Raw genomic sequence first — 14094 nt, forward strand, 5'->3', positions numbered from 1 at the left:
CTTATGCTAAGCCACTCTCATTCCCTAACCTGTGGCTGGACGTCTAGTCGGGAATCTGTAGTTCTAGGATAGGCTACCATCGGGTAGATAAGTTAATAATCACTTTTTTATTAACCATGGATCAGCGGCAGCTGCTGTTGGATTGCCGTGCGTTTTTGTATTTAAACAATAAGGAGATAAACCACTAAAAAACCGTTGTACCAAATAATCATTAACCTTTGATTTGCCCCACCATTTCGAGCCTTGCAGCGCAAGCTGGATATCCTCTTTGAGTGAATCGCTCGATTAACACTAAACCAAAGACAGGGCAAATAAATTGATTGAATAAAACTATGCGCAAACACTCTTTAAGACAAATAGCGAGCCAGTATCTGGATCATGATAATAGCGGTAGCCCTCGTGGCAAAAAATATCGTCGCTTTGTTATTCTCAGGATGATTGAGGATCTCTTTGTTCTTGGACTTGCACCATCCAATTGGCCTGGTTTGACTTCTCTCCATTTGCAGCAACTGATTCAACATTGGCATAAGAAAAAGGTTAAGCCTTCGACTCTTATGAATTACATGACCATCATTCGCAAATTCCTCTGCCATGTAGGCCATAAGGCAGAGAATATAGATAATCTCAGTCTAGGTTTGCAAACTAAGAAAATTAAGAAGAAAACTCGGAAATCCCCTGCTGATATAGTAGAGAAGCTCAATGACCCTGTTGCCAAAATCCTTTTGCGTTTTCAAATTCATTTTGGTTTGACCATGAGCGAAGCCATGCGAATTTTGCCCGGGGTACATATTCAAGAGCATGAATTACTACTGACACGAGAAATCACTTTTAATAGCAAGGATAGGAAGATTCCTATTCGCTCTGAAGCTCAAATAAAGCTTATACAGGATTTTAATATATTAACCCAAGGGAACGGCTGTCTTATCGCCACTCATGGTTATAGAGCTATCTGTTTTAGCTGGCAAAAGGTCATGAAGTCCTTAAGGCTCCCTGGAAAGAAATGCTGGCGTTATCTTTATGCCCAGCAATTAAGTTCAAAATTATCATCTCAAATATCCCATTACCGTTTGACCTTACTCATCATGGATGAAATGGGTCTGAAATCCCGTACCACACTTTGGAGTTATCTCAATGAGCAATAAACTACGTAGCGCACTTTACTCAGTACACCAATTAATCAGACAGATGCAGGGTTATTCCTATGCCAGCAAGGCAGATATGAAACATATGATTAACCGCTGCATGAAAGACCTGCATGAGTTGGGTTTTAAAGTTGGCCATTTAAATGGCTTAAAGCCCAAACATATTTATGTGCTTGTTGAACATTGGAAAAAACAGGGTAAGAGTCCCGCAACTATCAAGAATTATATGTCCAAACTGCGTAAACTCGCTTATTTTCTGGATAAGCCTAAACTGGTTAAAACTGGTAATGACTCCTATCAAATTGATAAGCGCACTTATATTCCTACTCAAAATAAAGCCATCCACCATATCGATTTAAATTTATGTACCGATCCGCACATACGCCTTTCACTTGAAGCACAAATGCTTTTTGGCCTACGAAGGGAAGAATCCATGAAATTTGTAGTCAGTGAAGCATGGCATGGTGATTGTTTGCATATCAAACCCAGTTGGACAAAGGGTGGTATTGGACGATTGCTTAAAATTACTAATGAAGAGCAAATGAAATGGCTATTAAAAGTCTCGCAACAGATTAGACGAGGTGAGTCCCTAATCCCTGCGGAAAGAACCTATAAGCAACATTTAAGTCATTATCAACAGCAGGCTAAGTTAATGGGTGTCTGTAAATTACATGGTATCCGTCATGCTTATGCTCAACGTAGATATATCGAATTAACGAAACAGTTAGATCCTTTAAATATAGGTTTGAGATGTCCAATTGCTGGGGGAAAAACAGCTCAAGAGCTAAGTCAAATAGAGAAAAAAATCGATAAACAGGTTAGAGCAATGATCAGTCGTGAACTTGGCCATTCACGTATAAATATCACCAGAACTTATTTAGGTTAACTGGACTAATTATGTTACACCTCGCTAACAGAAGCAGAGTTAGCTGCTTTATAGTGATCAAGCATTTCATTCCATAATAATTGAATATTAGCTCTTGAAATAGGAATATTAGTTACATTACTGGATAGAAACCCAGCGTGCTCACATGAGTTTACAAATGAGAATAACCCATCAAAATACCCCTTAATATTTAAAAAACCTATGGGTTTTATTAATTCTCCAATTTTTATAGCGTTCCATGTCTCAATTGCTTCTTCTAGCGTTCCAAGGCCACCTGGCATCACAACAAACATATCAGATATTTTTTGCATCATGGCCTTACGTTGTTGCATGGAATCAACAATATGTAATTCGTCTATTATTTTTAAAGGCTTTTCTTGTGCGATAAGATGATTAGTAATTATCCCTACTACCCTTCCGCCATATTCTTTTACAGTATTGGCAAGAAGCCCCATCATCCCTAGACTTGAACCACCATAAACTAGAGTAAAACCATCTGCAGCAATTTTTTTACCTAATAAAATTGCTGCATCACTATATTCATTATCATTACCAAATTGAGCGCCCAAATAAACGCAAACAGTTTTCATATAGATCCAGATAATTTCGAAAGAGAATTACAAATATGATGCCATGGTAGGTTAATTTAAGGCTGAGAGGCAAGCGTAGACTTGGTGCAGCTTACGCGCCAATAGGGTCGCTCCTTGCTTTTCCGTCATGTACCTACGGCTTTTGTTTTTCTAATAAAATTTAATTTCATTGAATTGTTAAAGATAAAGGCAAGACGCGACCCCATTAGCTGATTAAAAAACAAGAGCTTATTATTTAATTGTATTGTTACTATAAAACAAAACTACTTGTTCCTGTAAATGTTTTATAAAGCTTTGAAATTGTGAGACGACTTCTGTTAAATAACCTTCGCTAAATATAATTTCATCTCGGGAATACTTTTCCAGATTTAAAGTTTGGCTTGTAGAAATGATATTCAAAATATCATTATGTTTATCTATATAACCACCAGCGTGTGAAATTTTATCACGTATTTTATTTATATTATTTATTTTATTCCATTCATCTATGTCATCTGGAAAATCAAGTTGTATTACCTTCTTTAAATAAGTTCTTGCACGCTTAATACCTGAACCATACATATCATTATATGAAATTTGAGATTCAAGCTCTGATTCAAAACATACGCACAACTGATTCATGAAGTCCTCAAATTTTGCAAAAATTAACTGTATATAAGCTTGTCTCTGTAGTTGTGGAAAGTTATTTTTAAACTCCGTATATAAATCAACTCTTGATTCAAACGAGTCGATATGAGGAGATAATGCAGGATCGTCAACCTCTAAGTATTCGTTATAATCTTGCAAATCCTGAACCCAATGATCATTTGATCTTTTAACAAAAAAATTAAAGTCCTTCAGAAATTCTTGAAAATAGGCAATTTTTTGTAAGGGTACTAGTTGATTTTGATTAGCCATCATTATGAAATCCAATGTTTACATTTATTTAATTATAGTCCTCTGTTTTTTTCTTGATCGGCAAGCACGGCAATTATTAGCCGAAAACTTGGGCATTCGCGTTTGAATATTACTAAAACTTATCTTGGATGAATATTGTGATTATAAATTTGATGATCGAACAAAAGTAATGGAATTACATTTTAAAAATTGGAGACGCTACACAAACGACGAGTTATTCTCCATTAATATTGGCACCTTGCTTCATTTGAAATAAAGTCAGGCAATTAAAAATACTCCTAGCTGCAAAATCAACCATACCTACAAGTTTATAAGCAAAACTTCAATTACTGATCTATTATCGAAATAAAACAAATTAATTTTTCAAGTTTAAAGGCATTCTATGGATATTCAAGACTCAAGGATTGATGCAAGCCATAATACTCCGCAAATTAAATTTAGAACCTGGAGTGCATTTCTAAAATTTATCATTAAAAACAAAGACAAACTACAGAATTGTATATATAGAGGTCAGCGAAACCCAGACTGGTCATTAACACCTACTTTTTATAGAATTATCACTGGAAATAGGGATGAATCCATTAGGCATAGCAATTTTCATCTAGAAAATTTCAAAAAAAATACACGTGGACGACATACTATCTCGTACACTGATCCAATTGATTTCGATGATAACTGGTGGGCTCTTGGTCAGCATTACGGCTTAGCAACTCCACTATTAGATTGGGTATCTTCACCGTATGTAGCGGCTTTTTTTTCTTTTCACAAAGGAAATTCATTTGCGAAAAGCACTTATCGGTCAGTTCATGTATTAGATTTTGATAAAATTGAAAATATTCTGACCAGATATAATCGAGGTAACTCAGATCAGCTGAATGAAATAAGAAGAGTCGACCCATTAACACATGAAAATCAAAGATTAGTTAGTCAGCAAGGTATTTTTACTTTTATTCAGGAAACTAACAATGAGGATAATTATTCCTCTATTGATAAATACTTAATAACATTTAGAAATAAATTTGCTGAAAATATAGGCGACGAAATTTTGCATTTAAAAATTTTAATTCGTGAAACAGAAAGGAATAAAATTCTGGAACATCTCGATTTAATGAATATCAATGAATCAACCCTTTTCCCTGATCTAAATGGAGCGGCCGCTTATTGCAACTATTTACTGAAAAGGAGGGAATAGTAATGTGGATGAATATATCAAATTTCTTTCTCAATAATATAGTTGGTTTCATTGGCATATTTTTTTCATGGCTATTTACATACAAGTATTATAAGAAAAGCTTAAATCAGCAAGCCACAGAAGCCAACAAGGAAATAATAAATTTGATAAACCAATCCAATAACCAAACAATCTCAAAACAGTATTTGATTGAACAAGCTGTCACAGAATATTTAAAAAAAGGAACTCCTGTGAATTTTATTGATTCTCTTGCCATCTCAAATGAAGAAAAAGCTGAAATCTATGATACTGCTGTGCTTAGAGGCAAGGGAAGAGCAGCCAAAAATAATCCTTACCGATAATTAAGCAAGCGTAGGTCGGAATAGTCAATTTACCTTACTTAAGAATTATATTGTTGGGATGCCAACTTGACTCAGATAGTCATATACAGAATCATAAAATTCCGGCAATCTTGTTTCATCACTCTGATCGCCCTCTGGAACAAAAATTACCATTCCCTGTCGGGCCCTGGTAAGCAATACCCTGTAGGTATTTAATAAGTACCTTTTGCGTGTTTCATCATTGATGTTTGACCATTTTGTCCCGCTAAATTTTTTGTAACTCCAACCAGTAGCTGTTTTTCTTAAATTTGCATCCCAAGCAACACAGGTCCAATCGAGCTCTAGGCCTTGGATATCGAATTCCGTAGCGACGTCCTCCAAAAAATTAGATGAACGTACATCATCATGAGGATTTAAAAACCATTGAATTGGATCTATCTCAGACTTAATATGAATTCCATAAGGTTTTAATCTATATGCTCCTGACGAGGCAATGATACCCATGCTTTCGGAGCCCCTTGCCTTACTTTTAAGCCAATGTTTTGCTGTATTGAGATCTCGTGTTAAAACAATTGGATAGAGTGGATTTAAGTTATCCAGAATTCGTTTGGCATCTTCTAATTGGCAATCTAAAATTGCCTTCACGAACATTGAGAGCTTCTCTGACCGAAAAGACCTCATTGAAACCGCAAGATGAAGTTCATCCCTTATATTGATTTGACCTTCTCGAAAATCTGAGTAAATATTTTGTCCATTAGTATACTCAGTATCTGTAAGTTTGTTGGAAACATACACATCCCAATGAGGATAATCTTTTTTTATGGCATGAAACCACTCAGAAAGTCCTGCTTCACCAGTATTGATTTCTTGGCCACCGCCAATTAAGCATATAATAATGGACCAATCCTGGTGGCGATCCATAACACTAATTAAGAACTCAGGTTCTGACATATCAAAATCTGAGATACCTTTTTTTCTTTTCATGAAAAAAGTTGTTTGCTCTAAGGTCCAGGCCCGTTGAGCCTCATCAAATACAGCAACTCGCTCAACAGGAGGAAGGAAATGCTGAAGGGCATCATCTCTAAAATGATGAATATTCTGTATAAATGCCTTAGTTTTAGATTGTGCTTCCTTTTTGGATATTTTACTTTTAGTTCTTTTTCCGTCTGCCACTTCATCGCGTGCAAGTGCCTCTTGAAGCACAGCAACCAACGGACCATTACCAGATAAAAACACTGCATGTTCACCGGCATCTATATCATGTCGTTCGTTTGCAATATTAAGGCCAGCAAGAGTCTTTCCAGCACCAGGAACCCCTGTAATAAAACAAATTGATTTACGATTGTTTAACTTGGAACTATCAATTATCTCTGAAATTGCTTTAGAAGTGAGACTAAGATTAATTGCTCCAGAATCTGAACGGGAAATTTCTGTAACACTATGCCCTTTATAGAGTGCTTGTGCAGCTTCAATAATTGTTGGTGTTGGTTTATATATTGAGTCCATCCATGTTTCTGAAATGAGATTAGCAGCTGATATCGACCTCGTAACTTCATTTATGATTGCAAGAAGATTTTCCTTATTTGCCCTAAGCGGTGAATATACTTTGTCATTATATCTATCTATATTGTTATAGAAATTCGGTGCATCAGTAGCTACTAAAATTGGCACTATATAACGAGAATGGCTTTGTTCGTGAAAATTTTTCAAATCTAAAGCGTAATCTAGCGCCTGGGTTAACGCGCTATTTGTGTATTGTTTATCCCCTACTTTAAACTCTAAAACAAAGATGATTCCTTTGTGAAGAAGGATAACATCCACTCTTTTCCCCATTCTTGGAATAGAGAATTCAAATGCAATATAGGAACTCGCTAAGGCTGATCCAATGGTTTTACAGATCTCGATCTGTTTTAGCCAAGCGTTGCGCTGTAATTCATCAAGAGAAAAGGAATGGAAGGTAGATAACTCGCCAAGAATGTAACTTGGGGAGTCTTTGATAAATTGTTCGATGTCAGAAGCATAGTAAGCACGAGACATTGTATTAAGTTTGCTATCCCAATTATTTGTTGTTTAAAAGTCTATCCCTTATGAATTATAGGTCATTTAACTATCAATATTTAATGATGATTTATTTTGATTTAATAATTTCTAAAAAACAAAAGTACACCCAGAAGTACACCTAGCAGAATTTTTTATTTTTAAGAGGTTTAACTAAGAAGATGCAAGGTACTGATTTTAAAGGGTATTTATTGGTCGGGACGGAAGGATTTGAACCTTCGACCACTAGCACCCCATGCTAGTACGCTACCAGGCTGCGCTACGCCCCGAGATAGCGAATAATACTCTGATCTCTTGGAAATGACAAGATCACTTTTGGAGTTGCTGGGTAAATTCGTAGGCTTGTTTTTGCAGGTTGTTGCCGCTGCAGATGGGGCTTGCCCATTTATCCGGGCAGGGGCGGTCTCTGGCGATGGACCACATGGATAAAGCTCCGATGTTTTTGCTTATTGCAAATTCACGGAGTTTTCTTGCATTTTCGAGGGTGAATTGCTCTGAATTGATGTCGTTCACGCCAATCATCGGGGTTATTTCAATCATGGACCAGAGTTCGGACTCTGTTTTTTTGGGATAGAGAATTCGCAATTCATCTCGGAGAGAGTTTGCGGATTCGATTGCGTAATCGCCCATATCGCCTGTGTAGGCTGGGCCATAATCCATTGCCATGATATTGACGTTAAACACCAGCTCCGTCGCTTTGGCCATTTCAATCAGTTCTTTTCCCTGACTGGTTAGCCCTTCTGGCAAGATGGGCAGGGTAAAACTAATGGTGACTTCTGGATTTTGCTGCTGAAAAATCTGTAAAGCCTGAATCAGGGTGGGCACATCCGCTGTATTGTTTTCCACATCAAAATCCAGAGCTTTTGCATTATAGATCTCCCTGACTTTGCTTAAAATTAATTTCAACTGCTCAACATTACAATTCATGGATAAATCAGTGCCGGAGGCCCCGCCAAATGAAACGGTCACCTCCACATTATTCTTCATCAATTTGTCAGTTAAATGCTGGCCCCACTTATCGGAAACAAGATAGGCGGCATGGCCGCCCCAGGCAGGCTGGCAGTGTCCTGAATCGGTGATGAATGCTAAACGAAATGCTTTTAAATCCTGCTCCTTTGCAATCTTGCTTAAGTCCATTGGTTCTATCGACTGATAGGACGGATCCCAATAGGTATTGATAGTCATATCGGCATAGGGGCTAAACGGCGGTTTTGCCGTAGCTTCCAGAGGATGCGCTAAAACGCTTGTTTGAAAAAATGCACTGATTAATAAGAATCTTGTTAATTTATTAATCATTATTGAACCTTTTATTATCCCTAGCTAAAGGATAGTCCATTATTTGGCCATATGATTACATGCTGTTATTCAAATTATTGGTCTCATCAAACTGCTCTGCGGTTTCATCAATACCGGCATCGACACCGGTGGTGTAATAACCGGGAACCCCGTTGCCTAGCATGTTGACCATTCCATCGCCCACACAGGACTGTTGCATGAGTTCATTAGTACCGATTTTCAGGGATTCTTTCACGGACTCAGGAGTTAAAAGTTGCAGAGGATTCAGGCAAGTATCAGGCTTTTCACCCAGTTTTATGTCTTTTGCCTTTTTCTTTGCAAGAGACTTGTCATCATCCTTATCGTCTTTTGACTTGCTGGTATATTCACGAGTAAGAATAGGACGCGTTTTTAGAATGCCCATGAGTCTTCGCCTGTACAATTATTTATTTAATTATACAATATAAGACCTGATTTGGTCTACAGGAATACAATTTACTCTGAAAATTTTTATTAAAGCAGGAAACTCTATTACAGATGCCGCGGACAAAGCCGCGGCAGGCAGCGATATCAGCCAAAGGCATTAATACCCGTAATATGGCGTCCTAAAACCAGAGTATGCACGTTATCTGTTCCTTCGTAGGTAAAGACGGACTCCAGATTGAGCATATGACGAATCACTGGATATTCAAGACTGATACCATTGGCTCCCAAGAGATTACGGCAGGAGCGGGCGATTTTTATCGCTTCCCGGCAGGCATTGCCTTTGGCGAGAGAAATCATCACCGGTGTTTCGCGATGCTGATCTTTTAAGCGGCCAATTTGCAAATTAAGACATTGGGCTTTAATAATCTCGGTATACATATCCGCCAGGTCTTTCTGAACCAATTGAAATGAAGCCAATGGTTTGGCAAATTGTTTACGTTCAAGCAGATAATCCCGGGTCGCATCGAAGCAGGCCATAGCAGCACCCATTGCTCCCCATGCGATGCCGTACCGCGCCTGGCTTAAACAGCTTAGTGGAGCGCCCAGACCTTTAGTGCTGCCCGGCAGATAATTTTCATCCGGCACAAAGACGTCTTCAAATACCAGCTCGCCTGTCAGAGAAGCGCGCAACGACATTTTATGTTTTACTTCCGGTGCTGAAAATCCCTTGGATTTTGCGTCAACAATAAAGCCGCGGATCCCTTCTTCGGTTTTAGCCCAGACAATAGCGATGTCGGCAATAGGCGCATTGGTAATCCACATTTTAGAACCATTTAAACGCCAGCCGCCCTCTACTTTTTTAGCATAGGTACGCATACTGGCCGGGTCGGAGCCTGAGTCTGGCTCAGTCAGCCCAAAACAGCCAATGATATCTCCTCTGGCCATGCCGGGTAAATAACGCAGCCTTTGTTCTTCTGAGCCATAGCGAAAAATAGGATACATACATAAAGAGCTTTGGACAGAAACAAAGCTTCGTAAACCGCTATCCCCTTTTTCGAGCTCCTGACATACCAAACCATAGGAGACATAGGATGCCTCTGCCCCGCCGTATTCTGCAGGCAAGGTTAAACCGAGTAAGCCCAATTCCGCTGATTGCTTAATGAGTTGACGCGGAAATTCACCGTGCTCAAAGGCCTCCGCCATCAAGGGTATTACATCATGGTTTACAAAACGGGCGACACTGTCCCGAATCATTCGTTCATCATCTTGTAATTGTTCTTCAAGAAACAGCAAGTCGTCCACTTTCTTTCTCCCTTTTCACTGAATTCAAATCAAGAACCGCTTCAACAATGGATTCTTTGCTGGGCAATAGGTATTGCCATGCAGTTCCTAATGGGATGAAGCAATCTTCACCCGTAATGCGTTTTATTTTCAAACGAGATGAGGCTTCTTCCGCAAGCAAGGTGGTTAATCCTTCGCTAATGGAGGCACTGCGCCGTCCCTCATCGACAATCAGAACACGCTTTGCCTTTGCTACTTCGCGTAAAATGGCTTGTGCGGGCAGAGGGCTTAACCAGCGTAAATCAACGATCTTCACTTTGATTTGGTATTGATCGCGTAAAATTTTGGCGGCCTGCCGTGATAAGTAGTAGCCATTGGCATAGCTAAGAATCACCGTATCCCCCTCACCGAATACGCCAACCTCTCCCGCCTCAATGGTTTCATGAGCAGGCGGATACTCAAACAGCCAGCCATTGTCACCGTTTTCATGCAGATCTTTAGTCATGTACAGAGCGATAGGCTCAAGGAAGACCACAACACGGCCTTCTTCATGGGCCAGCTTTATGCAGGTCCTCAGCATTTTAGCAGCATCAGGGCCATTTGAAGGGCAGGCCACAATCACACCGGGTAAATCCCGAAGTACAGCAATCGAATTGTCATTATGAAAATGACCGCCAAAGCCTTTCTGATAGGCTAAACCGGCAATGCGTATGACCATCGGGTTACAATATTGACCATTGGAAAAGAACGACAAGGTCGATGCCTCTCCGCGCAACTGATCTTCCGCGTTATGTAAATAGGCTAAAAACTGGATTTCCGGAACCGGAATAAAGCCATTATGTGATAAACCAATCGCTGTTCCAAGAATTGTCGTCTCATCCAGAATGGAGTCAAACACACGACGCTGACCAAATCTTGCCTGCAAATCAGCAGTCACCCGGTATACACCGCCCTTTTTACCCACGTCCTCGCCAAAAACCAGCATATTAGGGTATTGAGCCATAAGATCAGTTAAAGCGAAATTGATATTCTGGCAAAGATTTCGTTTTAGACTCAGCTGGTTATAAGCACTGCCAAAAGCTTTGATCCGGGCAGCTTCGTCTGGCACGGGATAAGGAGTAGCTGATGTGGGCTTAGGGATAATCGAGGACATGACTTCCGCGGCGCTGCTCATGCGCGGCAAACGAACAGCTTCCATTGCCTTCGCTTCAATCAGCGACTTGTTATCAAGGTATAACTCAGCCATTGATTCCAGGCTCATCCAGTCCTGTTCATGTAATATTCTTGCAGTATGAAGCAAGGGATCATTGGCTTCTATCCGTTCAATCTCAGCCTGACTGTGATATTGCGACTCAATATCGGAACCCGCATGGCCTAAGAGGCGTACGCATTTCATATGCAGGAAAACTGGCTGCTTTTTCTGCCTTGCTATTTGTTGAGCTTCCTGCGCTTTCAGGAAGGTATCCGCTATGTTCAGCCCATCACAACTCAGGTAATGGATGGCCGGCCGGGTTTTTATAGAAGATTCAATCCAATGATTGGGCGTAGGCACGGAAATCCCAATCCCATTATCTTCACAAATGAAAACCAGGGGCAGCGGATAACCCTGACTGGCAATCCAGGAGCAGGCGTTTAAGGTGGTTTGTGAAGACGCGTGATTGGTAGATGCGTCTCCAAATGAGCAAAGGACAATGGAGTCAGCTGGGAGTTTCGATTCAATACTCAGTTCTCTGGCACGGGCAATGGAAATTGCCGCGCCCAGCGCTTTGGGCAAATGTGAGGCGATTGTTGAGGTTTGCGGGGGAATAGATAAAGGCACGCTGCCAAACACCTTATGCCGGCCTCCGGCAATCGGCTCTTCTGCAGCCGCCACCAGAGAGAGCAGGATATCGCGAACCCCGTCACAGCCTGCGACCTGTTTAGCCCGCTGAAGATAAAATCCTCCGCTTCTGTAATGAAGAAATGCCATATCAGCAGGGCGAAAGACTTGTCCGAAAACGGCATTACCTTCATGGCCGCTACTGCCAATCGTATAAAAAGATAAACCTTTTTCTTTCAGTTGGCGGGCGATTAAATCAAGCAGGCGCGATTTAATCTGCGAATCAAATAACTCCATGGCCAGTTTTTTATCGAGTCCAGCCTGCCCAGGTTGCGTATTACTTAACGCAGCCGGGAAATCAGCAGCCTTTATTTTTTTAAGGAACTGCTCATCCACTACACTTGCTCTATCCAGCATCATCACACCCTGTCAATTAGTTCCAATCCTTTCATGAACCATCAAGTATGCTCAATGAAAATCTGCGTATAAGCTACGTGAAAAAAGCGGTAATAGCCAGATCTTGCGTTATAAAAAGTGTATACTCTTATAAGAATTGCAGTAAATGTGCAAGGCTTATCCTTGGGGGTCACTGCCATTAAGTTAAGCTTAGTTGTATATTTAATGTCTTCCCCGCGAAGGCGGGGATTCCATCTCTGGGCTAGCTACAATGCCAGTTTAGGAATGGATTCCCGCCTTCGCGGGAAGGACAAAATTCCTTAACTCAATGGCAGTAATCCTTGGAGTGAGTGCCTGCGGCCCTAAGGAAGAACAAGATGGCCACGGAATTGGTTATTGCCCAAAACCTGCGTTTAAATCCTGTTTCCAGCGAACCTCGACCTGGCAGAAGTCAGGAGCTTTATATCGGGCAGCTTTTAAGAGCAGTCGTTAATTTTCAAAATGCGAATGAAGTCAGCATTAATATCAATGGTCAGAACATCAATGCCAAAACCTCTCACCATTTCACACCGGGCGAATTACTGGAGATCAAAGTCGCTAAAACAGGTGAATCTACCGTTTTACAAGTCATTAAAGACCCTGTTCCCTTAAACACCTTAAATCAGGCCTTATTACATTACTTACCGCGGCAACTGCCTGCCACCCAGTTAATGCCCCTGCTTAGCGTTATGCAGAATCAGGAAAATCTTCCTGAACCACTTAGAACGCAAGCACAGCAATTGCTGCAAAGTATCATTCCCTTAAACGATCTGCCGCAGAAATTTCAGCAGGCTTTGGTACAAAGCGGTTATTTTCTGGAAGCTTCCCTGCTTAATTTTAATAAGCAATCTAACCTGGGGAATGATTTTAAAGGCCAATGCCTGCAATTGCTGGCGGCCATTCAGAAAAATTATCCTGATAACAGCAGCGTTATCACAATAGCCAGCGATCACTCGGTTCAAAAAGAAAATCTGCCTCTGCCTGGTGTTTTGCCGCAGCCCTATGCCAGACCTGCTCCGATTGCCGATTTAGCCATTGATGAATTGCTGCCGCTGGTGCGTGACCACCTGGAACATGTACTGGCACGAATTACGGCGGGCCAACTCACTCACTTACTCCATACCAACAACATCCCTTACAGTGTAATGATTGATTTGCCCGTTAATACTAGTGAACAAGCCGATATTATCCCGCTTTTAATTAAAGAAGAACCTGAACGGAATGCCCAGGAAAGTAACTGGTCTATTCGCTTTGCAGTCAATTTGGAACATTTAGGTGCCATACAAGCTAAATTAACTTTGCAGGGAGATGCTCTGGATGTCCAGTTAAACAGCGAAGTCGCCTCTACACTGGAAATACTGCAGGAAAATGCAGCGGACTTTAGTGAATTATTGAAAGAAGCCGGATTAAACTTACGCAGTTGGCATTTGCGCCAAGGACTTGAAGAAAATCAGCTGGATACGGCCAATCTCAAATTATTGGATATTAAAGTATGATTAAAAAAAATCGGCAGGCAGTTGCTCTGCATTATGACGGGAAAAAAGCACCACGTGTAACCGCCAAGGGCGAAGGAGAAATTGCCGAGCGAATTATTCAGGTGGCAAAACAGCATGGCATTCCTCTCCAGGAAAATAAGGAATTGACTGCCTTACTTGCACAGGTGCAACTGGATAGTGAAATACCGCCGAAGCTTTATGTCGCTGTCGCTCAACTATTGGCATTTCTTTATTTTTTGAATGGCAAAACACCTAAAGACTATCATTCCTGATGAAG

At 40.5% G+C, this 14094-nt stretch carries 13 protein-coding genes and 1 tRNA gene; 6 read left to right on the plus strand and 8 right to left on the minus strand.

Going from position 1 to position 14094, the window contains the following annotated elements; translation table 11 throughout:
* The first annotated feature begins 332 nt into the window (after nucleotides 1-332).
* Nucleotides 333-1142, plus strand: a complete 810-nt coding sequence (locus tag B1207_RS11705; RefSeq protein WP_112220141.1) for a phage integrase N-terminal domain-containing protein — start codon at nucleotides 333-335, stop codon at nucleotides 1140-1142.
* The gene (locus B1207_RS11710) at nucleotides 1132-2028 is read left to right on the plus strand and encodes a phage integrase N-terminal domain-containing protein (RefSeq protein WP_058517942.1); all 897 of its coding nucleotides are present in this window, start codon (nucleotides 1132-1134) and stop codon (nucleotides 2026-2028) included. The genes B1207_RS11705 and B1207_RS11710 overlap by 11 nt, the downstream gene beginning before the upstream one ends.
* 14 nt (nucleotides 2029-2042) lie before the next feature.
* Here B1207_RS11710 and B1207_RS11715 read toward each other — a convergent pair whose 3' ends face one another.
* Nucleotides 2043-2618: a TIGR00730 family Rossman fold protein gene (locus B1207_RS11715; protein ID WP_112220142.1), complete on the minus strand. Its 576-nt coding sequence runs from the start codon at nucleotides 2616-2618 to the stop codon at nucleotides 2043-2045.
* 231 nt (nucleotides 2619-2849) lie between these two features.
* Entirely contained in the window at nucleotides 2850-3518 is a 669-nt protein-coding gene (locus B1207_RS11720; protein ID WP_112220143.1) for a hypothetical protein, read from the minus strand.
* A 379-nt stretch (nucleotides 3519-3897) separates the two neighbouring features.
* Between B1207_RS11720 and B1207_RS11725 the strand changes: the two genes are divergently transcribed.
* Nucleotides 3898-4707, plus strand: a complete 810-nt coding sequence (locus B1207_RS11725; RefSeq protein WP_112220144.1) for an FRG domain-containing protein — start codon at nucleotides 3898-3900, stop codon at nucleotides 4705-4707.
* Nucleotides 4708-4709: 2 nt separating this feature from the next.
* Nucleotides 4710-5048, plus strand: coding sequence for a hypothetical protein (locus tag B1207_RS11730; protein WP_112220145.1), 339 nt, complete (start codon nucleotides 4710-4712; stop codon nucleotides 5046-5048).
* Nucleotides 5049-5093: 45 nt separating this feature from the next.
* On the opposite strand, the gene B1207_RS11735 is transcribed toward B1207_RS11730, so the two are convergent.
* The 6 genes from B1207_RS11735 to B1207_RS11760 all read right to left on the minus strand — a co-directional run bounded on the left by B1207_RS11735 (nucleotide 5094) and on the right by B1207_RS11760 (nucleotide 12303).
* Nucleotides 5094-7064 carry a DUF2075 domain-containing protein gene (locus B1207_RS11735; protein ID WP_112220146.1) on the minus strand — a complete coding sequence of 657 codons (1971 nt, stop codon included), beginning with the start codon at nucleotides 7062-7064 and terminating at the stop codon, nucleotides 5094-5096.
* 213 nt (nucleotides 7065-7277) lie between these two features.
* Nucleotides 7278-7354: transfer RNA gene (locus B1207_RS11740), tRNA-Pro, on the minus strand.
* 40 nt (nucleotides 7355-7394) lie between these two features.
* Nucleotides 7395-8381, minus strand: coding sequence for a chitinase (locus B1207_RS11745; RefSeq protein WP_112220147.1), 987 nt, complete (start codon nucleotides 8379-8381; stop codon nucleotides 7395-7397).
* Nucleotides 8382-8436: 55 nt separating this feature from the next.
* Entirely contained in the window at nucleotides 8437-8784 is a 348-nt protein-coding gene (locus B1207_RS11750) for a hypothetical protein (RefSeq protein ID WP_112220148.1), read from the minus strand.
* A gap of 146 nt (nucleotides 8785-8930) precedes the next feature.
* On the minus strand, nucleotides 8931-10088 hold the full coding sequence (locus tag B1207_RS11755; RefSeq protein ID WP_112220149.1) for an acyl-CoA dehydrogenase family protein: 1158 nt from the start codon (nucleotides 10086-10088) through the stop codon (nucleotides 8931-8933).
* Nucleotides 10066-12303 carry a thiamine pyrophosphate-dependent enzyme gene (locus B1207_RS11760; protein ID WP_112220193.1) on the minus strand — a complete coding sequence of 746 codons (2238 nt, stop codon included), beginning with the start codon at nucleotides 12301-12303 and terminating at the stop codon, nucleotides 10066-10068. The genes B1207_RS11755 and B1207_RS11760 overlap by 23 nt, the downstream gene beginning before the upstream one ends.
* A 356-nt stretch (nucleotides 12304-12659) precedes the next feature.
* On the opposite strand from B1207_RS11760, the gene B1207_RS11765 reads away from it, so the two are divergent.
* Both B1207_RS11765 and B1207_RS11770 read left to right on the plus strand, forming a co-directional pair.
* Nucleotides 12660-13817 (plus strand): flagellar hook-length control protein FliK, encoded by a 1158-nt coding sequence (locus tag B1207_RS11765; protein ID WP_112220150.1) that lies wholly within the window; start codon nucleotides 12660-12662, stop codon nucleotides 13815-13817.
* Entirely contained in the window at nucleotides 13814-14089 is a 276-nt protein-coding gene (locus B1207_RS11770) for an EscU/YscU/HrcU family type III secretion system export apparatus switch protein (RefSeq protein ID WP_058506258.1), read from the plus strand. The genes B1207_RS11765 and B1207_RS11770 overlap by 4 nt, the downstream gene beginning before the upstream one ends.
* The last annotated feature ends 5 nt before the right edge of the window (nucleotides 14090-14094 follow it).

Source organism: Legionella quinlivanii (assembly GCF_003265995.1).
Lineage (GTDB): Bacteria > Pseudomonadota > Gammaproteobacteria > Legionellales > Legionellaceae > Legionella_C > Legionella_C quinlivanii_A.

Excerpts from the sequence above, each read along its gene's own strand:
- B1207_RS11730 (WP_112220145.1), top strand. The coding sequence starts at position 4,710 with ATGTGGATGAATATATCAAATTTCTTTCTCAATAATATAGTTGGTTTC.
- B1207_RS11735 (WP_112220146.1), bottom strand. The coding sequence starts at position 7,064 with ATGTCTCGTGCTTACTATGCTTCTGACATCGAACAATTTATCAAAGAC.
- B1207_RS11760 (WP_112220193.1), bottom strand. The coding sequence starts at position 12,303 with ATGCTGGATAGAGCAAGTGTAGTGGATGAGCAGTTCCTTAAAAAAATA.
- B1207_RS11770 (WP_058506258.1), top strand. The coding sequence starts at position 13,814 with ATGATTAAAAAAAATCGGCAGGCAGTTGCTCTGCATTATGACGGGAAA.
- B1207_RS11725 (WP_112220144.1), top strand. The coding sequence starts at position 3,898 with ATGGATATTCAAGACTCAAGGATTGATGCAAGCCATAATACTCCGCAA.
- B1207_RS11705 (WP_112220141.1), top strand. The coding sequence starts at position 333 with ATGCGCAAACACTCTTTAAGACAAATAGCGAGCCAGTATCTGGATCAT.
- B1207_RS11765 (WP_112220150.1), top strand. The coding sequence starts at position 12,660 with ATGGCCACGGAATTGGTTATTGCCCAAAACCTGCGTTTAAATCCTGTT.
- B1207_RS11745 (WP_112220147.1), bottom strand. The coding sequence starts at position 8,381 with ATGATTAATAAATTAACAAGATTCTTATTAATCAGTGCATTTTTTCAA.
- B1207_RS11715 (WP_112220142.1), bottom strand. The coding sequence starts at position 2,618 with ATGAAAACTGTTTGCGTTTATTTGGGCGCTCAATTTGGTAATGATAAT.
- B1207_RS11750 (WP_112220148.1), bottom strand. The coding sequence starts at position 8,784 with ATGGGCATTCTAAAAACGCGTCCTATTCTTACTCGTGAATATACCAGC.
- B1207_RS11710 (WP_058517942.1), top strand. The coding sequence starts at position 1,132 with ATGAGCAATAAACTACGTAGCGCACTTTACTCAGTACACCAATTAATC.
- B1207_RS11720 (WP_112220143.1), bottom strand. The coding sequence starts at position 3,518 with ATGATGGCTAATCAAAATCAACTAGTACCCTTACAAAAAATTGCCTAT.